This is a genomic window from Pseudoalteromonas sp. APC 3355 (assembly GCF_030407615.1).
Taxonomy (GTDB): Bacteria; Pseudomonadota; Gammaproteobacteria; order Enterobacterales; family Alteromonadaceae; genus Pseudoalteromonas; species Pseudoalteromonas distincta.
Genome location: NZ_JASDDB010000018.1, coordinates 41,045 through 67,414 on the forward strand (window position 1 = coordinate 41,045; position 26,370 = coordinate 67,414).

At 40.7% G+C, this 26,370-nt stretch carries 22 protein-coding genes; 14 read left to right on the plus strand and 8 right to left on the minus strand.

Features of this window, described 5'->3' with window-relative positions:
* Positions 1-15 precede the first annotated feature (15 nt).
* The 4 genes from QMA08_RS18435 to greB all read right to left on the minus strand — a co-directional run bounded on the left by QMA08_RS18435 (position 16) and on the right by greB (position 4,051).
* Positions 16-2,343, minus strand: a complete 2,328-nt coding sequence (locus QMA08_RS18435) for a Tex family protein (RefSeq protein ID WP_290175192.1) — start codon at positions 2,341-2,343, stop codon at positions 16-18.
* A gap of 168 nt (positions 2,344-2,511) precedes the next feature.
* A complete protein-coding gene (locus QMA08_RS18440; protein ID WP_024595749.1) occupies positions 2,512-3,093 on the minus strand; it encodes a CBS domain-containing protein in 582 nt (193 codons plus the stop codon).
* A 50-nt stretch (positions 3,094-3,143) separates the two neighbouring features.
* Positions 3,144-3,455, minus strand: coding sequence for a hypothetical protein (locus QMA08_RS18445; RefSeq protein WP_138489777.1), 312 nt, complete (start codon positions 3,453-3,455; stop codon positions 3,144-3,146).
* 116 nt (positions 3,456-3,571) lie between these two features.
* On the minus strand, positions 3,572-4,051 hold the full coding sequence (gene greB / locus QMA08_RS18450; protein ID WP_002959554.1) for a transcription elongation factor GreB: 480 nt from the start codon (positions 4,049-4,051) through the stop codon (positions 3,572-3,574).
* 195 nt (positions 4,052-4,246) lie between these two features.
* Between greB and ompR the strand changes: the two genes are divergently transcribed.
* Together ompR and envZ are read left to right on the plus strand one after the other, a co-directional pair.
* Entirely contained in the window at positions 4,247-4,966 is a 720-nt protein-coding gene (gene ompR / locus QMA08_RS18455; RefSeq protein WP_002959552.1) for a two-component system response regulator OmpR, read from the plus strand.
* Between the two features lie 5 nt (positions 4,967-4,971).
* Positions 4,972-6,288 carry a two-component system sensor histidine kinase EnvZ gene (envZ, locus tag QMA08_RS18460; protein ID WP_002959551.1) on the plus strand — a complete coding sequence of 439 codons (1,317 nt, stop codon included), beginning with the start codon at positions 4,972-4,974 and terminating at the stop codon, positions 6,286-6,288.
* 19 nt (positions 6,289-6,307) lie between these two features.
* On the opposite strand, the gene QMA08_RS18465 is transcribed toward envZ, so the two are convergent.
* Positions 6,308-8,350, minus strand: a complete 2,043-nt coding sequence (locus tag QMA08_RS18465; protein ID WP_290175193.1) for a glycoside hydrolase family 97 protein — start codon at positions 8,348-8,350, stop codon at positions 6,308-6,310.
* 158 nt (positions 8,351-8,508) lie between these two features.
* Here QMA08_RS18465 and QMA08_RS18470 point away from each other — a divergent pair, with 158 nt between their 5' ends.
* From QMA08_RS18470 to QMA08_RS18480, 3 genes are all read left to right on the plus strand, one after another.
* Entirely contained in the window at positions 8,509-9,132 is a 624-nt protein-coding gene (locus tag QMA08_RS18470; RefSeq protein WP_039490518.1) for a plastocyanin, read from the plus strand.
* On the plus strand, positions 9,122-10,363 hold the full coding sequence (locus QMA08_RS18475; protein WP_290175194.1) for a hypothetical protein: 1,242 nt from the start codon (positions 9,122-9,124) through the stop codon (positions 10,361-10,363). Before QMA08_RS18470 ends, QMA08_RS18475 begins: the two co-directional genes overlap by 11 nt.
* Positions 10,364-10,428: 65 nt before the next feature.
* Complete coding sequence (locus QMA08_RS18480; RefSeq protein ID WP_290175195.1) at positions 10,429-12,030, plus strand: methyl-accepting chemotaxis protein; 1,602 nt, start codon at positions 10,429-10,431, stop codon at positions 12,028-12,030.
* A 180-nt stretch (positions 12,031-12,210) separates the two neighbouring features.
* On the opposite strand, the gene speE is transcribed toward QMA08_RS18480, so the two are convergent.
* Positions 12,211-13,074 (minus strand): polyamine aminopropyltransferase, encoded by an 864-nt coding sequence (gene speE, locus QMA08_RS18485; protein ID WP_010554937.1) that lies wholly within the window; start codon positions 13,072-13,074, stop codon positions 12,211-12,213.
* Positions 13,075-13,272: 198 nt separating this feature from the next.
* Here speE and speA point away from each other — a divergent pair, with 198 nt between their 5' ends.
* The 4 genes from speA to QMA08_RS18505 are packed head-to-tail and all read left to right on the plus strand — an operon-like array spanning position 13,273 to position 18,294.
* Positions 13,273-15,153, plus strand: coding sequence for a biosynthetic arginine decarboxylase (gene speA, locus QMA08_RS18490; RefSeq protein ID WP_002959544.1), 1,881 nt, complete (start codon positions 13,273-13,275; stop codon positions 15,151-15,153).
* Positions 15,154-15,213: 60 nt separating this feature from the next.
* The gene (locus tag QMA08_RS18495) at positions 15,214-16,092 is read left to right on the plus strand and encodes an acyltransferase (RefSeq protein ID WP_002959542.1); all 879 of its coding nucleotides are present in this window, start codon (positions 15,214-15,216) and stop codon (positions 16,090-16,092) included.
* 25 nt (positions 16,093-16,117) lie between these two features.
* Positions 16,118-17,038: an acetyltransferase gene (locus QMA08_RS18500; RefSeq protein WP_290175196.1), complete on the plus strand. Its 921-nt coding sequence runs from the start codon at positions 16,118-16,120 to the stop codon at positions 17,036-17,038.
* The gene (locus QMA08_RS18505; protein WP_039490513.1) at positions 17,035-18,294 is read left to right on the plus strand and encodes a mechanosensitive ion channel domain-containing protein; all 1,260 of its coding nucleotides are present in this window, start codon (positions 17,035-17,037) and stop codon (positions 18,292-18,294) included. Before QMA08_RS18500 ends, QMA08_RS18505 begins: the two co-directional genes overlap by 4 nt.
* Here the strand turns inward: QMA08_RS18505 and chrA are convergent.
* Positions 18,251-19,405: a chromate efflux transporter gene (chrA, locus tag QMA08_RS18510; protein WP_290175207.1), complete on the minus strand. Its 1,155-nt coding sequence runs from the start codon at positions 19,403-19,405 to the stop codon at positions 18,251-18,253. The two genes, QMA08_RS18505 and chrA, sit on opposite strands and share 44 nt — an antisense overlap.
* A 190-nt stretch (positions 19,406-19,595) precedes the next feature.
* Here chrA and QMA08_RS18515 point away from each other — a divergent pair, with 190 nt between their 5' ends.
* On the plus strand, positions 19,596-20,228 hold the full coding sequence (locus QMA08_RS18515) for an OmpA family protein (protein WP_002959537.1): 633 nt from the start codon (positions 19,596-19,598) through the stop codon (positions 20,226-20,228).
* On the opposite strand, the gene QMA08_RS18520 is transcribed toward QMA08_RS18515, so the two are convergent.
* Positions 20,229-22,007 carry an ABC transporter transmembrane domain-containing protein gene (locus QMA08_RS18520; protein ID WP_290175197.1) on the minus strand — a complete coding sequence of 593 codons (1,779 nt, stop codon included), beginning with the start codon at positions 22,005-22,007 and terminating at the stop codon, positions 20,229-20,231. It abuts the gene before it with no gap.
* Between the two features lie 89 nt (positions 22,008-22,096).
* Between QMA08_RS18520 and QMA08_RS18525 the strand changes: the two genes are divergently transcribed.
* The 4 genes from QMA08_RS18525 (at position 22,097) to QMA08_RS18540 (ending at position 26,353) form a co-directional block, all read left to right on the plus strand.
* On the plus strand, positions 22,097-22,495 hold the full coding sequence (locus QMA08_RS18525) for a DUF3224 domain-containing protein (RefSeq protein WP_290175198.1): 399 nt from the start codon (positions 22,097-22,099) through the stop codon (positions 22,493-22,495).
* Positions 22,496-22,512: 17 nt separating this feature from the next.
* Entirely contained in the window at positions 22,513-22,695 is a 183-nt protein-coding gene (locus QMA08_RS18530; RefSeq protein ID WP_149603326.1) for a hypothetical protein, read from the plus strand.
* The gene (locus QMA08_RS18535) at positions 22,696-23,313 is read left to right on the plus strand and encodes a LysE family translocator (protein WP_024604487.1); all 618 of its coding nucleotides are present in this window, start codon (positions 22,696-22,698) and stop codon (positions 23,311-23,313) included. It begins immediately after the preceding gene.
* A gap of 166 nt (positions 23,314-23,479) precedes the next feature.
* On the plus strand, positions 23,480-26,353 hold the full coding sequence (locus QMA08_RS18540) for a TonB-dependent receptor (protein ID WP_290175199.1): 2,874 nt from the start codon (positions 23,480-23,482) through the stop codon (positions 26,351-26,353).
* The last annotated feature ends 17 nt before the right edge of the window (positions 26,354-26,370 follow it).

A 26,370-nucleotide genomic window follows, 5' to 3' on the forward strand; every position in this document is an offset into this window, starting at 1 on the left:
TTAGTTGTACAAGTATTATTTTTTTACTTTAGCATTAGCGAACGCATCGGCAAATGCATTGCCCATTAACGCATTACCGTTGTCACGTTTAGGCTTTGCAGCGCGAGGTTGCGAATTATTAGCACGTGCTTGTGGCTTTTGCGTAGCTGGAGCTGCTGACTTATTACTTGTGTCAATATCGTCATCTAAGCGCATAGTAAAGCTTATGCGTTTACGTGCAGCGTCTACTTCAACAACTTTAACCTTTACAATATCACCAGCTTTAACAACTTCACGCGGATCTGATATAAATTTATTCGTGATTGCTGAAATATGCACTAAACCATCTTGGTGAACACCTACATCAACAAACGCACCAAAATTAGCAACGTTTGAAACCACGCCTTCTAAAATCATACCTGGTTTTAGGTCACTAATTTTTTCAACACCGGCTTTAAACTCAGCTGTTTTAAATTCAGGTCGAGGATCTCGACCAGGTTTATCAAGCTCAGTAATAATGTCGGTAACGGTTGGTAAGCCAAACTTTTCGTCAGTGTAATCGTTAGCAGCAAGTTTAGTTAAAAAGTCGCTGTTACCAATTAGGTTACTGACATCTACGCTATTGCGTTCACAAATACGTTTAACAACAGGATAAGCTTCAGGGTGAACTGATGAGTTATCTAGTGGATCGCTACCATTGTTAATACGTAAAAAACCAGCCGCTTGTTCAAATGCTTTTGGCCCTAAACGTTCAACCTTTTTAAGCTCACTACGTTTAGTAAATGTGCCGTTAGCATCGCGATAATTAACGATATTTTGCGCTAATGTTTTGTTTAAACCAGATACGCGTGTAAGTAGTGGTACCGAGGCCATGTTTAAATCTACGCCTACTGAGTTTACACAGTCTTCAACTACTGAAATAAGGCTCTGGCCTAATTGGCTTTGCGATACATCATGTTGGTATTGGCCAACACCAATTGATTTTGGCTCAATTTTAACAAGTTCAGCAAGAGGATCTTGAAGGCGGCGTGCAATAGAGACAGCCCCTCGTATAGAAACATCTAAATCTGGAAATTCGTTAGCTGCAAATTCAGAAGCTGAGTAAACCGATGCACCTGCTTCGCTAACCATAATTTTACTAAGTTTAAGTTCGCTGTTTGCTTTGATAAGCTCAGCAACCAACTTATCTGATTCGCGTGATGCAGTACCGTTACCAATCGCAATTAGCTCAACTTTATGCTGACGGCAAAGTTGCTCTAACGTACGCACTGATTTATCCCAATGATTTTGTGGTGCATGAGGGAAAATAGTTTGTGTAGCTAGTAATTTACCTGTGCTATCAACAACGGCAATCTTACAGCCAGTACGAAGGCCTGGATCAAGACCTAAAGTAGTACGAGGGCCTGCAGGTGCAGCCATTAATAAATCTTTTAAGTTTTTAGCAAATACATCTATTGCACCGGCTTCTGCTTTTTCGCGCATTGCTGCAAAAAACTCATTCTCTAGGTGTAACCCTAGCTTAACTTTCCACGCCCATTGAACAACGTTTAATAACCAAGGACTTGCCGCTTTATATTTAATATCTAAACGGTAATGCTCAGCAATCATGTTTGCACATAATTGTGCTGAATTTTCAGCACTAGGTTCAGGGTTTATATTTAACTGAAGTACACCTTCATTTCGAGCTCTAAGCATTGCAAGCGCACGGTGAGAAGGTACTTTTTTAAGAAGTTCTTGATGCTCAAAGTAATCACGGTATTTTGCACCGGCTTGCTCTTGGCCTTTAATCACAGTACTTTCAATTGCGCCATTTTGGCTAATGTGGCTTCTAAATTTAGCAAGTAATTTTGCGTCTTCAGCAAAGCGTTCCATTAAGATGAATTTAGCGCCTTCAAGTACCGCTTTTGTATCTGCAAAACCTTTTTCAGCATTTACAAACTGCTCTGCTTGTTGCTCTGGGTCAAGGTTAGCATCTTTAAATAGTGCATCCGCAAGAGGCTCTAACCCAGCTTCAATTGCTATTTGGCCTTTAGTACGGCGCTTAGCTTTATATGGTAGGTATAAATCTTCAAGTTCTGTTTTACTTTGTGCATTAGTTATATCGGCACTTAGCTCTGGCGTTAATTTATTTTGCGATTCGATTGTCGATAAAATAAAACTACGGCGCTCTTCTAGTTCACGTAAATACGATAAACGCTGCTCTAAAAGGCGTAATTGGGTGTCGTCTAGGCCGCCTGTAACTTCTTTTCTGTAGCGGGCAATAAAAGGAACAGTTGCGCCTTCATCAAGTAACTTTGTTGCAGCAACAACCTGTTGCTGCTGTGCGTTTAACTCACCGGCTAAACGTGCAGAGATATCGCTCATGCAAAAACCTTTTTATACAATAAAATAAGACCAGAAGCGTGTTACTGGCGCTGTTAATTGCTTGAATAATATCACAGGAGGTAGTAATGAAAAGCTCTTAAAGCAAGCTATTTTACTTGCTTTAAGATGGTTGGGTCGGGAGTAAATCAATTCAACTAAAAGAGCGCCCTAGTGAGGGTGCTCAATGTTTTCTAATACTTCACTGAAAGAGTGAGCAATAGGTGAGATATGTACAGGAATATGTAATGTTTTAGCTATTTGGCGAGCTGAAATTAAACCACAAATTTCGTTACTCGCTGTTGTAACTAATAAAAACATTGTGCCCTGATGCTCCATCGTTTGCAGCGCATCACCAATGCATGCGTAGCTTAAGCTTTGCATACTTACACCTGTAAGGCGGCTAACTGGTGTCATAATGTCACGTAAGCTTACTTCGCTTCGTTGCATATTTAAGCGCTCTGCAATAATAGTAATTTTAGAGCTTTGTAAATCGGCGCTAGAAACTAGGCCAATCAATTTTTGGTGTTCGTCTGTTACTAAAACAAAGTCAGATTGTTGTGCACTTACTTGTTTAAGTGCATCTGTAATCGTTGTTCCATGCTCTGCACGAATAGGTGTTTTTTGAGTAAAGTTATTCACCATTTTTAGCGCTGGAGAAGATAAATCGATTAATGGTTGATCATCTGCAAATGTGCTAGCAATAACGCCATGAGAAATATTTTGGGTACGTAATTCTTTAAAGTTAGACATAGTAGTCACCTTAGTAGTTATAAAATTTAATTAAGTTGTAAAATAATGAATTAAATTAAATAGCTAGGTGGTCCGCGTTGGTATGCAGTGCTAAAAGGTCTGTTTAGATTAGTGCTCTTATAAAAAGAATCTACGACATTAGGAAGTGGTTGAGGCGACCTAAAGGTAATAGTGTTAACGTGAGAGTCCACGTCAAAATCGAGGTTTGCTTGGTCAGGAATATCACAAGTAATAAAGTGATTAGATAGTTTAGCGTTATCAAGGTTTACGTCAGTGTTGCTGGCATGCAGCGTCAAACTTACACTCATTAAAAGTGCAAACAATACGGCATTACTAAATATGCGCTGTACCATGTTTGACATAATCACGACCTTAATTAACTGCTTTCAAATTAAACAAATCAACTTGAATAATTCAGTTATAGCTTATTGCTTTAATTTACACAATCAAAAGTTAACATGATCTGAATCAAAACTTTTTATTTCTTTTTTTGGTAATCGATACTGTTTACATACCACTGCTTTTTTCCCTGAGGAGTGGTCACTTCAAATTCATCGTCCACTTGTTTTTTAATCAACGCACGCGCCATAGGTGAGTCTATTGATATGTAATCTTTACGGTCGTAAATTTCATCAGGACCTACAATTCTGAACTTTTTAACTTCACCTTCTTCGTTTTCAATTTCAACCCATGCACCAAAAAATACTTTTCCATCTTGCACGGGAGAGTAGTCAATAATTTTTAAATCAGGTATGCGCTTGCGTAAGTAGCGTACCCGGCGGTCAATTTGACGCAGCAATCGCTTGTTATACTGATAGTCTGCGTTCTCAGAGCGATCTCCGAGGCTGGCCGCCCAGCTGACTATTTTTGTTACTTCTGGGCGTTTAACGTTCCATAGTTGATCGTGTTCTTGTTGTAATTGCAAGTAACCTTCGCGGGTAACTAAATTTGTTTTCATGGCCAATTCTTTATTAACTCTAATGGTGTGCACGTTATTAAATTTGCCAAAACTTGTCGAGCGTAAAATGTAATAAAGTACGAGTAAGGAAGCTTTGAAATGTTCAGTAACAATCTAAGCAAGTAATTAGTTTTTGATTATTAAGTTTTTCATTTATATTAACTAGTAATTGGATATAAAAATAAGAAAGAGATTATGGGACACGAGACCACAAAAGTATTAGTTGTTGATGACGATATGCGCTTACGCAGTTTGCTTGAACGTTATTTAGTAGAGCAAGGCTTTATTGTTAGAACCGCAGGAAACTCGGAGCAAATGGATAGACTCCTAGAGCGAGAAAACTTTCACTTAATGGTTCTCGATTTAATGCTTCCAGGCGAGGATGGTTTATCTATTTGCCGCCGACTACGCCAAAAAGAAAATGAAATTCCTATTGTTATGCTTACAGCAAAGGGCGACGAAGTAGACCGTATTATTGGCCTTGAACTTGGCGCTGACGATTACATTCCAAAACCATTTAATCCACGTGAGCTACTTGCTCGCATAAAAGCAATTTTACGCCGCCGCGCAAAAGAAGTGCCAGGTGCTCCAGCTGCTGAAGAAAACTTAATCGCTTTTGGTAAATTTACGCTTAATTTAGCAACGCGCGAAATGAGTGAAGGGGATAAAACAATATCGCTTACCAGTGGTGAGTTTGCAGTGCTTAAAGCGCTTGTTTCGCATCCGCGTGAGCCACTTAGCCGCGATAAGCTAATGAACTTAGCGCGTGGGCGTGATTACAGTGCGCTTGAGCGAAGTATTGATGTGCAAGTGTCGCGACTTCGCCGCATGATTGAAGTAGATGCTGCTAATCCGCGATATATTCAAACCGTTTGGGGTTTGGGGTATGTGTTTGTTCCCGATGGTGAAAAGTAATATTTATGGGCATGTTTCCGCGCAGTGCTTTTGGGCAAACTGTTTTTTTAGTGGCGGCTTTGTTGCTAATAAATCAAATAGTGTCTTATGTTACGGTTAGTTTTTATGTTGTAAAGCCAACTATTGAGCAAGTTAACTTGATGCTTGCTAAGCAAATTAAAACGGTATTTATTGACTGGGAAGATGGCGTTGAAATAAACGACGAAGTATCTGCGAAGTTTTTTGAAATTACCGGCATTGAAGTGATGACTCAGCGCGAAGCAATGCGTCAAGGACTTGGGCAAAGCCGCGAATATTCTATGCTATCGCGTAGCATGACTGAGCAACTTGGTGGTTATTCTCGTGTACGTATTAGCCAAACTGATCCATTGATTTATTGGGTGGAAGCACCGCAAGCGCCAGGTTATTGGGTAAAAGTACCGCTTAAAGGTTTTAAAGAGAATAACTTAGAGTTTTTAACTTTTTACTTATCAAGTATTGGCTTTTTAAGTGTGCTGGGTGGGTGGTTGTTTGCAAGGCACCTTAATAGGCCATTAAAAGCACTGCAACAAGCTGCAGTGAAAGTAGGTAAAGGCGATTTTTCTACCAAATTAGAAGAAGAAGGCTCAACAGAAGTAATAGAAGTAACGCGTGCGTTTAATCAAATGTCGCGCGGAATTGCCGCACTTGAAAACGACCGCCGTTTACTAATGGCTGGTGTATCGCATGATTTACGTACGCCGCTTACGCGTATCCGTTTAGCCACCGAAATGATGGTTGATGAAGACGACTATCTTCGTGAAGGTATTATTTACGATATAGAAGATATGAACGGGATTATCGATCAGTTTATTGAGTATTTACGCCACCATAAACGTGAAGAACTAAGTTGCGAAGATATAAATGCTTTAGTTGCCGAGGTTGTTAATTCTGAGCTTCAGCATCAACGTACTATTACGTTTAAAAGTAATCCAAATATAGGCAATATACCCTTAAGCTCTGTGGCTATTAAACGTGTAATTACCAACATGATTGGTAATGCGCTGCGTTATTCTGAGGGCGATATTGAAGTACTTAGTTACTTTAATTCAAACAAAAAATATGTAGTTATCGCTGTAAACGATAGTGGTCCTGGGATCCCTGAAAACGAATTAGAGTCTGTGTTTGAGCCCTTTAAGCAAGGCGATGCTGCACGTGGCAGTGAAGGTAGTGGCTTAGGCCTTGCCATTATTAAACGCATTGTTGATATGCACGACGGTAAAGTAAAACTAGAAAACCGCCCAGAAGGCGGTTTAAGTGCACAAGTATATTTGCCAATCAAGGTATCAACCCCTGCACAATAAATGCAGGGGTTTTATTGTACTAAAGTGCTTTAAAGCGAATAGCAGTACCGCCACTGGTGGCCAGTTTAAGCGTAAGTTTATCGTTTGCAGTTACAACACGTTTTTCGATAGCTAGATCGTACGGATTGTTTTTCCACTCTGCATTTTTACCATCTTTATAAATTTGTGCTTCAAACTTTTTGTCTTGCTCTAAAAAGTTGAGTTTCACTTCAATTGTTCTGGCTTTCTCGTCAGTAACAGCACCTAGGTACCAATCGTTTCCTGAGTATTTAGTGCTTTTACGTTCTTTACGGGCAAATACAATAAAGTCGCCTACTTCGCCATCAAGGGCAATACTTTGCTGCCAATCTGTTGGTACGTCTTGAATAAATTGAAATGCGTCGGGCTTAGCCAAATAGTTTTTAGGTAAGTCGGCAACCATTTGAATTGGGCTATACAACACAACATAAAGTGCAAGTTGTTTGGCAAGTGTAGTTTGTGGGCGGTTTGTATCGCCTCCTAAACCATTAAAGCTCATATCAAAAATACCTGGCGTAAAGTCCATAGGGCCAGAGAGCATGCGGGTAAAGGCAAGCATTGGTACGTGTTCTGGTGGGTTAGGAGGCGAACCCCATGCATTATATTCTTGCCCGCGTGCACCTTCGCGCGCGATCCAGTTTGGGTAAGTACGGCGCAGGCCTGTATCTTTAATTGGCTCGTGAGTATTAATGCTAATTTTATGTTTAGCCGCAAGCTTTACGTTATAAAGGTATTCGTTAACCATAAATTGGCCGTCATGCCATTCATGGCGCGCAATACCGTTTTTGTCTATACGTTTTATATTTCCGCCATCGGCTACATAACCTGTTTTTACTTGGCTGACGTTTGATTTTTCGTAAAGTGTAAAGGCATCTTCCATTTGGTCTCGGTAGTTGCTTACATTGCCTGATGTTTCGTGATGGCCAATGAGCTGTACGCCTTTTTCTTTGCCGTATTGAGTCAGCGCTGCTATATCAAAATCATCGTACGGTTTGGTAAAGTTAAATACATCGCCATTAAAGTACCAATCGCCATCCCAGCCAATATTCCAGCCTTCAACGAGTACGCCATCAAAACCATACTGCGCTGCAAAATCCATATAGTATTTTGTGGTTTGCGTAGTGGCGCCGTGTTTTTTACCGCTACCCCAAGTTTGCGTGTTTATATGCATACCCCACCAAATACCGACGTATTTGCCAGGTTTAACCCACGACACGTCACCGAGTTTATTAGGCTCGTTTAGGTTTAGTATTATATCTGAATTAACTAAGCCAACAGCGCTGTCGGCTATTTGAATGGTGCGCCATGGTGTTTTAAAAGCGCCTTGCTTTTTAACGGCAATACCATCTGACCAAGGGGTTAAGTCGGCTGTAAATGTGCCTGGACGGCGCTGATTAAGCACCATACCCGCGTAATCAACAAGAGCGGCTTCATGAATACTAATATGAGTACCGTCACTTGTTTTAAACGTAAATGGTGTGTGAGCTAGTGGAGCTTCGTTAAGCGCGGTGGTGTTATAAACATATTCGTAGCGGTTCCAGCCACGAGCAGGTATCCACCATGCTGTTGCATCATGGCTATTGTTTATTGCAAATTCAGTCAGCTCTTTGGTTATTTCTGTATGTTCGAACCCGGCTTGTTGTGGTACTTCGTATCGAAAACCTACACCACTATCAAATGCTTTAAATCGAATAGTGTAGGCGCCTTTATTTGGCTCGTTTTTTGTAAAGGTAACGGCTACTTCGTTATATTCGTCAACAACGTTTTGGCGTTCGCCCCAAGGTTGTTGCCACTGAGAGTTAACGCTTTGTTGTTCAATGTTTTTAATTTTAAAACCGTCGCTAAAGGCCGCTTGTGTTTTAAATTCAAACCCCAGTAAAGACTTGTTTATAACCGCTTTGTTTTTAAATTTTATTGCGTAGCTTGGCGTGTTGTTTTCGTCAGAGATGCTTACTGTTATTTGTGTGTCTGGCGATTTTAGCTCTACGGTTTGTCCGTAGCTATTACTAGCAAAGGCTAAAAGCACAAGTGCAGGAATTCTCATGGTGTGTCCTTAGATGAGTCGGTGGTGACATTTAAGGATAATGACTGTTGATGATTAATACGACTGCCTACATACGTATTCAATGTTTTAAAAAATAGAAAGAATTTGGTGGCTTAATCGGTCTATAATGTAAACAAATTGATAATAGCGACAAGAAAATGATAAAAAGCTTACTTTGTGTATTTTTACTAAGTGTTAGTACTGGAGTTTTTGCAGCAAATATTACAATTAAAAATGCTAATAATGACCCATTACCTAATGCTGTTGTGTGGTTAACTGCAGGTGATTCCTCTAGCGTTATTCCTCCAGAAGCACCTTATGCGATGACCCAGCAAAATCGAGAATTTAAGCCGCGTATTTTAGTTGTCCCACAAAATGCAAAGGTAGAGTTTCCGAATGCGGACTCAATCATGCATCATGTTTATTCATTTTCTAAAGCTAAAACATTTGAATTAAAGCTATATAAGGAGCATCCAAAAGCGCCCATTACTTTTGATCAAACAGGTGTTGTTGAGCTTGGCTGTAATATTCATGATTGGATGTTAGGTTATATTGTGGTGGTCGATAGTACTATTTTTGCAATCACTGATGAAAATGGTCATGTTGATTTAAATGCCAATGTAGGCGAATACACGTTAAGTGTTTGGCATTCTGGGTTTAGTGATATTAGTAAGGTTGAATCTCAAACTATTACTGTGGCTACTAACCCGATCACTTATAAAGTAAAGCAGGAAATTGCGGAGCAAATTGACTTTGCTACGGATGAATTTGATGACTATTAATCGCTTAATGAGGCTGGCATTTTTAGCCGGTGCTTTATGTTTTAGTAATGCATTGTATGCACAAGTAAAAGGCTTGATACAAATTAGAGCCGTGCAGGGGGACGATATACGTAGCTTCCAAGAGGGCGGCCTTGGCGGCCTTGGGCTATATCGGCACGATACTAAAAGCGACGAACTTATTTTATCCCAAGGTATTTTAGATTTTAATGTTGATTTAGCATCTAGTTGGTCGGCTCATGGGGTGTTAAATGCGAATCAAGATCCTGATGTTGGCCTTGGTTTTACACAGGCTTATATAAAGTATCAGCCGCTATCTAACAGCAACTATAAATGGCACATGCGCGTGGGGGGCTTTTACCCACTTATGTCGCTTGAAAATCCTGATATAGGGTGGACATCTCCTTATAACTATACAAACTCAGCTATTAATAGCTGGATAGGCGAGGAAGTACGCACTGTTGGCGCAGAGGTAACTATTAAGCGCCCAGCAAAACGTTTCAACAGCGCTCATAGCTTTAGTTTTGTAGGTGCTACATTTAAAGGCAATGATCCTGCAGGTACTTTGCTTGCGTGGCGTGGTTTTGCATTACACGATAGGCAAACTACATTTAACGAAAGTGTTAAATTTGCGCCTGTAGCGGCATTAAATGCGTATGAATTACGCTGGCAAGCTAATCAGGTTTTACCGTTTGAAGAAGTAGACGGGCGTTTTGGCTATTACGCTGGCGTACATTGGGATTACTTAAAAAAATCACAATTTCGAATTTATTATTACAACAATAACGGTGACCCAACCACGCTTAATATTAGTACAGGGCAATATGCTTGGGATACTCGCTTTACTAGCGCCGCTTGGCTTTATAAGTTTAATAATAAAACACGTTTAATAGCACAGGTGCTCAATGGTAAAACCGAAATGGGCGCTAATGCTTTAATAGATAATGCCTTTTACAGTCATTATTTAATGTTAAGCCATAAAGAAGGCAAGCATCGAGTTTCAGTACGCTACGATTACTTTAAAGTGACAGATAACGACACAACCGCGTTTGACCCTAATGCAAGTAATGGGGAAGGCTTAACCGCAACATGGCGCTACCAGCTCACTAATAAACTACAAATAGGGGTTGAAGGTTCTGCACTTAAAAGTGTTGCAAAAAATAGAGAGCCAATTGGATTTAATGAACGAATCTCGCAGCAGCAAATAATGCTAAACGCTCAATGGCGATTTTAGGTTTTATAAACTAGATTTATTATCAAAAAGGTAGGTATTAAATGTGATTTTTTTTGGAGTAAGTAATGAATTTGAATAGTATCCGCGTCAAAGTCTCTTTTCCTATTGTTATTTTAGGTATTGCTATCTTGTCGTTAATTATTGGGTATTCATACTTAATTAACTTACAAAAAAATGCATTAGATGTGCAATCCGATAAATTTATTAAGGCTGTGTCTCTTGCTTTGAGTGCCGACAGGGATTTGTATCAAGCAAAGGTTGCTGAGTTAAATTTAGTCGCACATAACGACAATAAAGAAGCTTATTTGCAAGAGCATAAAGAAAATGCTGAGCAAGTAACGCAAAGGTTAGAGCAGTACTTAGCTTTGTTATCGGATTATCCAAAAGCTATAAATGGGCTTCGCGGTTTTGATGGTGCTTATAATACTTGGTTAAACGCTTCACTGGCCTATATGAATGATAAAACAAATCTAAAAAAACAGTCTCAATCAGAAAAAGCATTTGACGAATTAAGATCTACGCTTGATCAAGCTGGTGAATTAGCAGAGCAAACATCGGTCGAAGAAGTTCAAAAACTATCAGACACAATTGCTTCAACTAAGTTAACTATGCTTATTTTTGTCATATTAATTTTATTAGTGGCGTGTTGGTTTAGTTACCTTATTCCTAAGCAATTAACAGAGCAAATTAACTATGTAACTTCTCGTATTAACGATATAGCCTCTGGTGATGGCGATTTAACTGGCAGGATCGCTATAACGTCTAAAGATGAGTTTTCTGAACTTGCAAGGCAGTTCAATCGTTTTCTCGACAACTTACAGCAATTAATTCGCGATATTTTAGAGCAATCAAAAGAGCTAAGTGAATTAGGAGGTGAGTTAAGTCAGGTTGCAAATAAAAACAATGCTGTAAATCAAACGCTCAGCCAAGCCTCTGAGTCAATAGTAAGTGCAGTGCATGAGATGAGTGTAGCAAGTAGAGAAGTTGCAGGTGTTGCTCAGCAATCATCAACAGAAGCTGATAAATCGTTAAATTTAGCTCAGCAAGGACTAACAGCGGTTGCGCACTCTAGTTCTCGTATTATTTCTTTGTCGCAAAATATGGAGCAAGCTATGGCGCGCTCTACAGAACTACAACAAAGTTCTGATAACATTGCCAAAGTACTTGAGGTTATTCGTGCAATTGCAGAGCAAACAAATCTGCTGGCGCTTAATGCTGCTATTGAAGCCGCGCGAGCTGGTGAATATGGCAGAGGTTTTGCTGTGGTAGCAGATGAAGTAAGAACATTGGCTACACGCACGCAAGTAAGCACAAACGATATTCAAAAAATGATAGAGCAATTTGCAACGAGCGTAGAACAATCAATTAAAGCGATAGATGAAGGTAAGCAATTTGCAGATGATGCGGTTGGCTCGTTTAGTCAAACTAATGATGTGCTTAATGCAATGCAAAGCTCGTCTACTAAAGTAAATGATTTGGCGATGCAAACAGCGCAAGCGACTGAAGAGCAGACAACGGTTGCAGATGAAATAAGTCAAAACCTATCATCATTAAACGATCAAACTTTAGAAGGGGGGGCGCTTGCTCGAACTACTGAGGATGTATCTAAAAAAATGGAACAATTGACTGATGAGCTAAATCACTTAGTGCATCGATTTAAAGTTTAAATAAACTGATTATTTGGTTAGATAGCTCTTTAAGGTTTTGAAATATGACTGTACTTATGTTGTTTGCTAGCTCGAGTTCAGTTTGAATAGTCATTATAAAAATAAAAAGGGACTTTAAAAGTCCCTTTTTTAATGCAATTTTAACCTTGAGAAGTCAACAAAGCCTAAAGTGAATTAGTATTATTTTTTATCAAAAGCGCGTTTCATGTAGTTAGGTGTAGCGAGTGCACCATGATGAATACCGCTGTTGTAGTATTCGCTATGCTCAGCTATTTGTGCTGCGCCGTCTTCTCTAAAACCGTCAAATGCTTGTGATTTACGCGCAAGTGTTACTGACCATAAGCCGCTTGGGTAAATTGGTTGTGGGAATGGCAGTGTTTGTAAATCGTTAAAGCCTACGCTTAGCATTGCTTCGCGCATTTCAACTAATAATGGCATGTGCATAAGTGGCGATTCACTTTGTTGTACTAAAATACCACCGGGGCGCAGTGCATCTAAACAGCTTGTGTAAAACGCATGGTTAAATAAACCCTCACCAGGACCTACCGGATCTGTGCCATCAACAATCACTACGTCGATAGATTCGCCAGCGGCTTCGCGCATGTATTTAATACCGTCGTCAAACATAACCGTTGCACGGGCGTCGTTGTTAGATTCACAAAGCTCTGGGAAGTATTTTAACGACATTTGCGTTACTACTTCGTCTATATCTATTTGCGTTACAGTTTCTACGCCTGGGTGTTTTAATACTTCGCGTAAAGTACCGCAGTCGCCGCCGCCAATAATAACGACGTTTTTAGGGTTTGGATGCGCTAAAAGTGCAGGGTGGCTGATCATCTCATGATAAAAGAAGTTTTCGCGGGTTGTTACCATAGTACACCCGTCGATGATCATTAAATTACCAAAGTCTGTGGTTTCAAACATTTCTACCTTTTGAAAAGGAGACTGTTTTTCATCTAACTTTTTATTAATACGTAATGAAAATGCGCTGCCATCGCGGTCGCTAATTTCAGTAAACCACTTACTTTGATCTAAATTTGCCATAGTTACTATTACACTTTTTAGGTTGAGTATGAAAAAGGGGCAATTCTGCCAGTGCTTGGCGTTTTGCTCAATGACATTTTAACTGATTTGACGAATAAAGTTAGTTAGGAGTGAGTGAAAGTTCAATTTTTGTTAGCCTAGTGGATTGTGACGTATTAAAATGCGCCTTTATACCTAATTGACTAAAGAAGAGTTGCCATGACCTGGGGTTTAGAAACAGCACGCGCCACTTATAACGTTGCTCATTGGAGTGATGGCTATTTTGATATTAACGCACAAGGCGAACTGGTGGCTTACCCAGATGGCGACCAAACAAAACCGGCCATTTCTTTAACGCAATTAACAGAGCAGTTTAAACAACAAGGTTTAACGTTGCCGGTTTTAGTACGCTTTACCGATATTTTAAAAAATCGTGTAGACACCCTTACTAATGCGTTTACGCAAGCGCGAGCAAATCGTGAATATAACGGTAAATACACCTGTGTTTACCCAATAAAAGTAAATCAGCAACGTTCTGTAGTAAGTAAGCTATTAGCGCATCCAAGCGGGCTTGTTGGCCTAGAAGCAGGCTCAAAGCCAGAACTTATGGCTATTTTGGGCGTAGCAAAAGAGCCAATCACAATAGTGTGTAACGGCTATAAAGACAGTGAATTTTTACGCTTAGCATGTATTGGTCAAGCCATGGGCCACAGCGTAAAAATTGTGGTAGAGAAGCTTTCAGAACTGACCACACTACTTGAAGAAATAGACAACCTAGGCATTGAACCTGCTATTGGTATTCGTATTCGCCTAAACTCAGTAGGCAAAGGCAAGTGGCAAAACACGGGTGGCGAAAAAGGCAAGTTTGGTTTAACGGCAGGCCAAGTACTAAGTGCTGTTGAAGTGCTGAAAAAGCATAATAAGCTGCACTTAATGCAAATGGTGCATTTTCATATTGGTTCTCAAATTGCCAACATTCGTGATATTCACCGTGCTTTGCGTGAATGCGCACGCCACTTTGCTGAGCTTACGCAATTAAACGTACCGTTAAATACCGTTGATGTAGGCGGCGGCTTAGGCGTTGATTACGAGGGCTCTGGCTCGCGCAGCGCGTGTTCAATGAACTACACAGTAGAAGAGTACGCGCGTAATGTAGTGAATGCATTTGCAGAAGTGTGCGATCAGCATAACCTTACGCATCCGGCCATTATCACCGAATCGGGGCGCGCTTTAACCGCTCACCATGCGGTATTAATTACCGATGTAATTGACGTAGAAAAAGCGCCCAATCATTTAAATCCAGAGCCACCGCTTGAAAATAGCGCGTTAGTGCTTGATGAAATGTGGCAGTGTTTACAGCGTTTAAACCCGCGTATGGCACTTGAGATTTATCACGACGCTATGCACTTATTTAGCGAAGCGCACGATCAGTACGTGCATGGCTTAGTAAGCATGCTAGAGTGGGCGAAAATAGAGCAGCTTTACTTTACTATTTTACATCGTGTACGTGCATCGCTTAGTAATAACGCGCGCGCGCACCGTGAAGTCCTCGACGATTTAAACGAAAAGCTTGCCGATAAATTGTTTGTTAACTTTTCATTATTTCAGTCATTGCCTGATGTATGGGGTATTCAGCAGTTGTTTCCGGTTATGCCAATCGAAAACTTAACTCAACCATTGACTCAGCGCGCGATTATTCAAGATATTACCTGTGACTCTGACGGTCAAATCCGCGAATACGTTGAAGGCGCTGGTATCGAAACCAGTCTACCAATACCAGAATATAAGCACGGCGAGCAATACCACATTGCTATGTTTATGGTGGGTGCATATCAAGAAATTTTAGGCGATTTACACAACTTATTCGGTGACACTGATTCAGTGCATGTAGAGCTTAACGATGAAGGTTATGTGTTAACCAATGCCATAAAAGGTGATAGCGTTAAGGATGTATTAAAGTTTGTTGACTATGATAGCGCCATTTTAGCTGACAACTTTGCGTACCAAGTTAATAAACTTGATGTATCAGCGCAGTGTAAAGAAGGTTACTTGGCTGAGCTTAATGCAGGCCTTGAAGGCTATACCTATTTTGAAGATTAATTTGTAAGCAACTGAAAGCGCAGTATTAGTGGCTGCGCAATGTTTAAAGGAATGGAAGTAATGTCAGTTATTCGCGGTGTATTTAGTATTATTTTTTACACAATAAACACACTTTTTTGGTTTGTGCCTATTTTTGTTTGTGGGCTTATAAAGCTTATACCTATTAAGCCTCTACAAAAGATTATGAGCTGGGCTGCAAAGAAATTTGCAACTATTTGGGTGACTTTTAATAGCTTAAATCAAAAGTTATTTACGCCAACTAAACTTAATGTAACTGGCCTTGAAGAACTTAAACTGAAGGATTGGTACCTAGTAATTGCAAATCACCAAAGCTGGGTCGATATTTTAGTATTGCAGCGCGTGTTTAACCGTAAAATTCCATTTTTAAACTTCTTTTTGAAAAAAGAGCTTATTTACGTGCCTATTCTAGGTTTGTGTTGGTGGGCGCTTGATTTTCCGTTTATGACCCGCACGAGTAAAAGCCAACTAAAAAAGAATCCAAAGCTGCGTGGCAAAGACTTAGAAACCACGCGTAAAGCCTGCGAAAAATTTAAAGAAATGCCAGTAAGTGTGGTTAACTTTGTAGAAGGCACTCGTTTTACTACACAAAAGCACGCGCGCCAAAATAGCCCGTTTCCACATTTATTAAAACCAAAAGCGGGCGGTATTGCCTTTGTAATGCAAGCAATGGGCGAGCAAATTACTAAAGTGGTTAACGTTACAATTCATTACCCTGATGGCATTCCTACATTCATGGATTTTGCAGGTGGTAAGGTAAAAAATATCAACGTACATGTGGATGTAAGGCCGGTAAGCGAAGAGCTTATTGGTGACTACACCGGCGATTCTGAATTTAGAGTGCGCTTTCAAAGCGAGCTAAATCGTTTATGGGAAAATAAAGAGCAAACATTACAATCGCTCGAAAAACATCCCAAATAAAAGGCAAAAATATGAGCTTACAGTTATGCTAAAAAAGTGGTTACCAAATTGGCTTAACGGCTTAATTGTGGGCTGCGTATTGTTTTCTAATGTAATGCTTTTTGGCTCACTAGTATTTGTACTAGGGCTTATTAAGTTATTACTGCCTTTGTCTGTTGTTAACTCTTTATTGCATAGCGCTTATCGAGGGTGGTGTAATGGCAATCGGTTTGGCTTGTGGCTAGGTTGTCCTAATATTGTGGTTGATATAAGTGGCGATTTAAATTCAAAAAGTTGGTATTTACTTATATGTAATCACACGAGTTGGTTAGATATAACCGTGCTTAGCTCATTACATGCATTGCCAGCCCCTAAGTTTTTTTTAAAAGATGAATTAAAATACGTGCCTTTTATTGGCACTGGTGCGTGGGCTATGGGTATGCCGTTTATGAAACGGGTAAGCAAAGCACAGCTTGCTAAAAACCCAAAGTTGAAAGGGTTGGATGTAGAGCGCACAAAGCACAGCTGTCGCAATTTTCGTCACTATCCTACTACCATCGTTAATTTTGTTGAAGGCACACGCTTTACGCCAGCTAAGCATAATCTGCAGCAAAGTCCTTTTAAGCACTTATTAAAACCCAAAGCGGGTGGCATTGCTTTTGCGCTTGAAGTGCTAGCCAACCAATTTGATGCCATGCTAAATACAAGTTTAGTGTATAGCGGTAAAACAGATCACGTTTGTCGTAACTTACTCAAAGGCGAGCTAGATTCTATTTATGTTTCAATAGGCGTAACGCCCATTAATGACAATATGCAGGGCAGCTATCAAACCGATGACGTATTTAAAGCTAATTTTCAACATTATGTGAATGAGCTATGGGTTGCGAAAGATCAGCAGCTTGCCGATATTTATGCTCAACAAGATTTACCTGAACCACAAATCAGTAAGGAAATTGAAACACTATGACCAACACCCACCTACAGGAGTTAATCGCTCCTTGGTTTGAAAAAGTACCCGATGCGGATTTTCTTAGTTCTATTACCGCAGTTTCAATAGGGATTTTTTCTTTATTAATTGTTTACTTATTTACTCGTAGGTTAATGTTACCAGGCATTCAAAAAGTGGTAACTAAGCTTTCGCCTCAACGTATTGGTTCGTTGTCGCCTATGCTTAATAAGCTTAATAGACGTATTGCAGGTATGCTTTGCAGCGTATTATTTTTGGCGACCTTTGACAGTGTTTATCCGGTTAATGAGCTGACCGCTGAAATTTTGAAAACGGTTGGCCAAGCTATACTAATTATTCATGTAGGTTTTATTTTTAGCAGTATTGTAAGTATTGCGGGTTCTATTTATAACCAATTGGAGTTTGCACGCGAAGTCCCTATTCAGGGCTTAATTCAGGTTGTTAAGCTAATCACCTTTATTGTGTGTGCTATTTTAATTGTAAGTATTTTCCTTGAGAAGTCACCCACTTATATTCTCTCTGGCTTTGGTGCTATTGCTGCTGTTACGTTATTAGTATTTAAAGACACTATTTTAGGCTTTGTAGCTAGTATTCAAATCGCAGCAAATCGCCTAGTAACCTATGGTGATTGGATTCAAGTAGAAAACTACGGCGCCGATGGCGAAGTAATTGATTTGGGTTTAAACACTGTAAAGGTACGTAACTGGGATAACACCATAACAACTATTCCAACTTATATGCTAGTTGCGGGTTCGTTTAAAAACTGGCGTGGTATGCAAGAGTCGGGCGGTAGACGTATTAAACGTTCACTTAATATAGATATGCACAGTATTTGTTTAGTAAGTGATGAATTTAGAAAGCAAATAGATGCGGCTATTCCGCTTCATGACTATATCCGAGTGACGACATTACCCGCTCAAGTTTCTAATTTAGGGCTGTTTCGTCGTTATGCTGAGGGCTATTTAAAGCAGCACAGTAAAATTAATACGTCGCTTACGTTAATGGTACGAGAGCTACAACCAATGAACCACGGGTTACCGATTGAGTTTTATTGCTTTAGTGAAGACAAACGCTGGATTTCGTACGAGCATCTACAAGCCGAAATAATGGACCATTTACTTGCAGTATTGCCAGTGTTTGGGCTTAGGGCATATCAAAGTGTTAGTGGGCAATTAAGCCCTCCTAACGAGCAACAAACAGATAAGCCAACATTTAGAGTGATGGCAAATAGTGCTGCAAAAGACCCACAGCAATAAATAAAGCTAAGAGCCACCAAATAGGTGGCTTTTTAAATCGCAGCCATGCAAATGTAATTATTACTAACGCAACCTGCCAAAGGCTATGCACAGCCGATGTCCAAATTGGTGAATACAATGCGGCCGCTAAAAAACCGACTACCGCTGCATTAAGCGCCGCTATTGAACTTGCAAAACGTGGCTTACTTGCCAAATTAATCCAACTCTTCTGAAACGCCAGTATAAGTAAAAAACCAGGCATAAATATAAGCAGTGTAGCTATAAGGGCACCCACTAAAGGCTGCTCGGTAGTAAGTTGTGCGCCTAAGTAAGTAGCAATAGTAAACATTGGCCCTGGCACTGCCTGTGCACTCGCGTAAGCACTTAAAAACTGATCATCACTCAATGCTGGTACGCCAGCTTGAAGTACCGGCAGTACTACGTGTCCGCCGCCAAACACCATTGCACCCGCTTGGTAAAAAGGGGTAAACAAAGCAAACTCATGCCCTAGTGGAATAAAGCTAACCCCAAGTAAGAGCGCAAATAACCCCAGTGCAATCCAATTAATATTACTGTTTTTACTGCTAACATCGTCTGCTACTGTGCCAAGTTTTAATAAAGGCCATATAGCACCTACTGTTGCAGCAGTGATTAAAATCGCTATTTGAGTTCCCATCATTGGAAATAACACCAAGGCAAGTGTACTCATTACCGCAAGTAACTTAAGCGCAGCACTTGTACAAAAGCTTTTAGCCATACTAAGTGTTGCATCCGCGACTATAACAACGGCAAATAACTTTAAGCCTGCAATAATTGCAAAGTAAACAGCGTCAAACTGATGGGCACTAACCGCAAGCAGCACCATTATTAAAAACGAAGGCAAGGTAAAGCCTACAAAAGCAGCTATACCACCCAGTACTCCTGCACGCTCAACACCAATAGCAAAACTAACTTGGCTAGAGCCTGGCCCTGGTAATGCTTGGCTTAAACTAATAAGTTGTGCGTAACGGGTGTTAGTTAGCCAATTTAACGAGTCTACAAAGTGGCGCTTAAAATAGCCTAAATGCGCAGCGGGGCCACCAAAACTCATGCACCCTAGTAAAAAAAATTGTCTAAAAATAGCAATTAACATTGCGCCAATATCCTTTGTAAAATTCATTAAATTGTCACAGCGTAGTATGACATTTTTATTAAAACGACACATTAGTTTGAGGTCTGTTTAACAATCAAGCAAGATGCGCTGCTTTTAACACTCTCTTCATAGTTTGTTCATACATGTATTTGCATACTCTTGCTAAATTCTTAATGAATAGGGTATCACCATGACTTTAACTAAATCACTTTTAAGCGTAACCGTAGTAGCTGTATTACTTTCTGGTTGTGAAATGAATAACACCGGCAAAGGTGCGGCTATTGGCGCAGCAGCGGGTGGCGTATTAGGTAAAGCAACAAGTAACCATAAAGATAAGCGTATTTTTATAGGCGCTGCTATCGGCGCACTAGCTGGCGCTGCAGTGGGTAACTACATGGATAAGCAAGAAGAAGCATTTCGTGATGAACTTGCAGGCTCTGGTGTTGAAGTTGTACGTGAAGGCGATAACTTGCGTTTAGTTATGCCATCTAATATTACGTTTGCGACCGACCAATCTTATATTTCGTCTGGCTTTAACGATACCTTAGATGCTATTGCTAAAGTGATGAACAAATACGAAAAAACGTACCTAAGTATTGAAGGCCATACAGATAGCACAGGTAAAGACAGCTACAACATGAACCTATCGCGTGAACGTGCTCAAAGCGTTAAAAACTACTTAGTGAACCAGCAAATCATGGCTGAGCGTGTAAGTACTATGGGTTATGGCGAAACACGTCCAATTGCGACTAACGATAGTGCAAATGGCCGTGCTCAAAATCGCCGTGTAGAAATTCAAATAGTGCCAAACACAGAAGAATAATTAGTCTTTATTAAACTGTAATTCACACAGTTTTTGATACAACGGGTTACTTGCTACTAATTCTTGGTGGGTACCCGTTGCTATAATCTCTCCATTTTCCATGACTACAATCACATCGGCATGTTTAACCGTTGCCAGCCTATGGGCAATAATAAGCGTTGTTCTATTTTGCATTAAATGCTCAAGCGCAGCTTGCACGTGGTGCTCACTTTGAGCATCGAGTGCACTGGTTGCTTCATCTAAAAGCAGTATTTCAGGATCTTTTAAAATAGCGCGTGCCAGTACAATACGCTGCTTTTGCCCACCCGATAACCTCACACCTTGCTCACCTAAAAAACTGTTATAACCTTGCGGTAATTGTTTAATAAATTCATCAGCATGAGCATGTTTGGCAGCGGCATATACTTGCTCGTCACTTGCATTTGGGTTGCCGTAGCGAATGTTATGCATTACATCGGAGCTAAACAAGATAGGGTTTTGCGCGACCATACCCATTTTACCTCTGAGGGTATTAAGCGATAATTCTTTAATGTTTATATCTTTAAATTTAATGGCTCCGCTAGCCGGATCGTAAAAGCGCTGTAGTAATTCAAATAAGGTTGTTTTACCTGCGCCAGAAGGGCCAACAATAGCCACAGTATGGCCTTGAAGTATATTTAAACTTATTTTATTAAGTGCGCTTACGTCTGGGCGAGAAGGGTAATTAAAGCTTATATTCTCAAGCGTAATAGCAGGGCTGTTACTATTTTTTAGTAAGTTACTATCTTGTGGATTTAGTGGGTTTTCTATCTCACTTTTAACAGCAAGTAACTCAAGTAATCTTGCAGCTGCGCCTGCTGCGCGTTGTAGTTCGCCATATACTTCAGCAACGGTTGCCACCGACATTGCCACCATAATAGCGTAAAACACAAAGGCTCCTAGCTCACCGCCAGTCATGGTACCTGCTAATACGTCGCTGCCGCCGACCCACAGCATTGCGCTAATAGCGCTAAAAGTTAAAAATATTACCGCTGCAATTAAAAACGAGCGTTGTTTAATGCGGCTTTTAGCCACATTAAAGGCTTTTTCGGTTTCAAGTGCAAAAGCGTGCTGCTCTTGCTCTTCGTGGCTATAGCTTTGCACAACTTTAATATTTTGAATGATCTCGCCGGCATAGGTGCTTATATCGGCTATGGCATCTTGGCTGGAGCTTGCAAGTTTGCGCACCTTTTTACCAAATACCATCATAGGAACAAGTACCAACGGCACACAAGCAACAACCACTAAAGTAAGTTTTAAATTAGTAAACAACAGCATAGCAAGTCCACCAACCAGCATAAGTACACTGCGAAGCGCCATAGAAAATGATGAACCAATAATTGATTGCAGTAATGTTGTGTCGGTTGTTAAACGCGACATAAGCTCGCCACTGCGGTTTTCTTCAAAGTAGCTTGGGTGCAAAGTAACAATGCGATTAAACACGGCTTTGCGAATATCGTTACTGACTCGCTCGCCAATCCACGACATTAAATAAAAGCGGCTAAACGTGCCTACGGCCAATAAACTAATTAAACCAATAAGCACCAATACAGCTTGTTGTAGCTGATCTTTAGAGCCAGCTATAAAGCCATGATCTATGACAAACTTAACCCCTTGCCCTAATGATAAGTTAACACCAGCGGTTACTAAAAGGGCAGCAAGCGCCGCTACTACCATCCATTTGTAAGGTTTTATAAAAGCAAAAATAGGTAATAAACTACTAAAAGCGGCTTTTTCGTTCTTAGGACTTGTTTTTGACATAGTGGATTCTTTTTAAAGGTTAAGGTATAGATATGGCACTAAGATAATAAAAATCAATACTATTAAATATTAGCCAATAAGGAAACGTTATGACTACTGCAACCATAAGTGGAGAATTTAATGTAAATCTAGCCCCAATTGAAGGTTACGCAAGCGGCCAAAACGGCGTTAATTTAGGGCGTATGTCGATAGATAAAACATTTAAAGGTAGCTTAAATGCCACCAGCCAAGGCGAAATGCTAAGCGCCATGACCCCTACACAAGGCAGTGCCGGTTATGTTGCCATAGAGCAAGTGATAGGTGAGCTTGAAGGTAAGCAGGGCAGTTTTGTACTGCAACACTTTGGCACTATGGATAAAGGCCAAGACAGCCTAATTTTAAATGTAATTCCCGACTCAGGCACTAATGAGCTAGAAGGGTTAACGGGCAGTATGAAAATACGTATTGAGCAAGGGATTCACTACTACGATTTTGAATACACCTTATAAGATACACAAGGATTAAAATGCAAAAAGTAATCGAATTTAGAAAGACCCGTTTTTTGGGTGGGGTAGATATAGTCGCACTGAATGACCGCATACAGGAATTAAACCAAGATGGCTGGAAAGTAATAAACGCAGTGCCATTGACAGGTTTTTATGGCCAAGTGCACGGTTATACATTACTTATTGAAACTGACGAGCTTTAAATGACATTTACAGTATGGTTAAGCCTAGCGGCTATTTGCATGATGGGCGCAATGTCGCCAGGACCAAGTTTAGCGGTGGTTTTAAAGCACTCACTTAACGGCAGTATGAAAAACGGTATGCTTGCCGCGCTCAGTCATGGTACTGGCGTTGGCTTGTATGCTGGTGCATCGTTATTAGGGTTAGGCGCTTTAATGATGCAGTTTCCAACTGTTTATCAAATACTCGTTTACTTAGGTGCGGCCTATTTGGCGTATTTAGGTATAAAAATATTGCTAGCAAAACCCAGCAATAACGAACTTGAAGTACAAAAAAGTGAGGTAAGTGCAGCTAAAGCATTACAAGATGGTTTTGCCATTGCTTTTTTGAACCCCAAGCTCGCTATTTTCTTTTTAGCCTTGTTCTCACAGTTTATTGACCCTCAGCTACTTACTTTAAGTGTGGGCATAATTATGTGTTTAACCGTGTTTGTAATTGATACCGGTTGGTACTTGCTGGTGGCGTTACTGACTGAGGTTTCAAAAAACCGCTTTGGATTTACCAAGCAAAACCCGTGGCTTGATAAAATACTGGGAGTCGTATTTATCGCTCTTGCGATAAAAGTGGTGCTTAGCCTTTAAATAGCGTTCCAAATGTAGATGTATGTACGCGCATACACCTGCAGCCTAACTCTCATGCCCTGCATACGTATTCATCACATTAATTTTACCTTTTAGTTACAATTTGTTGGTTGTGTTTTGAACAACACAGCAACACCTGACAACAATAACTCAAAGGTTCACACACATGGACAAGTTTAAACTAAGTGCACTTATGCTGGCTTTATTTGCCGCAAATAGTGCATTGGCTGCAAACGAAGGCTCAATAAATCAATCACCCAGCACACAAGCTGAAGATTTAGAAATTATTGAAGTGCGAGGCTTTAGTCGCAGTTTAATCCAATCTTTAAATCAAAAGCGTTTTAGCGATACGGTGTCAGAACAAATTTCTGCCGATGATTTAGGGGCATTGCCTGATATTTCAATGGCCGATGCGCTTACACGATTACCAGGCATTTCAGCAGTAAGAACAGGCGGACAAGCGGCACAAATTAATATACGTGGGCTTTCGGGCGGGTTTGTATTTTCAACACTTAATGGCCGCGAGCAAGTATCTACAAGTGGCAGCCGCAGTATTGAGTTTGACCAATATCCGTCAGAATTAATTAGCTCTGCGGCGGTATACAAATCGCCAAAGGCATCGCTTATTGAAGGTGGCGTGGCCGGTACGGTAGAGCTTGAAACCGCCAGCCCACTCAATAACGACCAAACACATAAATTTGTAGCTAATGTGCGCGGTATGTATAACGACCGCGCCTCAGAGGTATCGGATGCCACTGAATTTGGCGATCGAATTAGTTTTTCGTATCAAGGCAAATACCTAGACGACACATTAGGCGTGGCGCTGGGCTATGCGCGTTTGTTTCAGCCAAGTGTAGCAACGCAGTTTATTGGCCTTGCTTACAACGACACAAAAGATGTAGATGGCGCAGCTAACGACACCAATGGCCCTTTAGCTAACCCAGAAAACGAATACATTAGCGAAGGCTTTGAGCTACAGCATTTAGGCGGCGAAGAAACCCGTAATGGTTACTTAGCAGCCATAGAGTGGGCACCGGTAGATAACTTAAAATTAAAAGGTGATGCGTTTTTATCGCGCTTTGATAAAGAGTCGTTTGCTCGCGGCTTGAGGGTTAAATTAGGCGGGCCAACAGCTGCATATGCTAACGCTCAGCTTGATGGTAATGCCGTAATAGGCGCAGCGGTTAACCGTACTTCGCAAAGCTATACCCGCGTTGAAATAGTTAACGACGACAACCAAGACTTTGACGAAGTAGATAGTTTTGGCGTTAATGCCGATTGGCAGGTAACCGATAGATTAAGCGTAAATGCCGATGTGTCGCTTTCTCGCGCAAAAAGTAATTTTAGAAATGGCTTACTGTGGAGCTTAGTAGCAGAAGATACCAATGCAGAAACGCCAGTATTTGATAACAACGTAGCAATTAACTATCAATTAAACGGCTTAAATTTACCTGACGTTGGGTTTAATCAGGCGGCCGCCTTTAGCGATATAGACCGTGTAATGGTCAGCAAATATGGTATTTACCCAGATCAAACAGAAGATGAAGTAACGGCATTTAAGCTCGATTTTAAATACGAGCTAGAAAGCGACATATTTAGCTCAGTAGAGTTTGGTGCGCGCTACTCAGATAGAGAGTACAGCCGAAAACGATCGGTATTTGAGTACGGTAACGACGGGGCGTTTTCAGCAACGCAACCGCCTTTGCGTTTAACCGACGATATGGCCTCTGTGGTTGACTGGCAGGGCGAGTTTAGTTATTTCCCATCGTATTTAGCCATTGATTTAGACAAAGCACTTAACGCATGGTTTCCAGATGGCACGCCAGAGCCTGTTCAAACATGGGGCAACGCTGATGGCGTAGACGACGCGCAAGGTTACACAACTAACTATTCGTGGACAGTGCTACAAAGCGGCTCGGTGTTTGAAGATGTGCTAGCTGCGTACGTTATGGTAAACATTAACACGCAAATTGCCGGGCTCGACCTATCGGGTAATGTGGGTGTGCGCCGCGTTGAAACCGATCAATCCGCAACGGTACTAGAGAACGTAGCAGGCGATGCGCGTTTAGGAGCGCAAAATATTGTTGATGAGAACGGCATTGTAAATAATTTATACGCACCTAATGTATTAGGCACTAAATACACCGACTACTTACCTTCATTAAATTTAAACCTGCAACTTAACGATAATTCACTTGTGCGCTTTGCAGCGGCTAAAGTAATGTCGCGTGCGCCAATTAACCGCTTAGCGGGCGATGCCAGTGCAAACGTAAGCGATGATGGTGTTATTAATGGCTCAAGTACTAATAACCCATTTTTAAAACCCTTTTATGCCGACCAATACGACTTATCTTACGAATATTATTTTGAAGAAGGCAACGGCACTATCGCTGCGGCGTTATTTTATAAAAATATAGACTCGTTTGTTGAAACCTTATCAATCGAAAACTTCGACTTTAAAGGCAATGGCTTTAACGTACCTGATTCTATAGAAGACCCCGTTAGTGGCGAGCAAGTTGCGACAACAAACGGTATTTACACCACGGCAGTTAATAACGGTGAAGGCGGCTATATCAGAGGGCTAGAGCTTGCTTATACGCAAGTGTTTACCTTTTTACCTGAGCCATTTAATGGCTTAGGCGCTAACGCAAGTTACTCATACACCGAAAGTGAAATTGAATCGATCACCAGTTTAGGGGGCGACACATTAGCGCAATCTTTACCTGGGCTATCTAATAACGTGTTTAATGCCACGGTTTTTTACTCAATGGATGATTTTGAAACCCGCCTCAATGTGCGCTACCGCGATGAGTTTGTATCAGAGCAGGTTGCCATTAACGAGCAAGTGGTTAATTTTGATGCTGAAACCGTAGTCGACTTTCAAACCTCTTATCGCTTTAGCGACTCGCTAACAATGCTTTTGCAAGTTAATAACTTAACCGATGAACCAACCCAAAGTTACTTTGGCTCAGAGCAACGAACAGGGACGACTCAGTACTTTGGTCGTCAGTTCTACCTTGGTTTTACATACAGTCATTAATTAGCAAACGGAGCGTT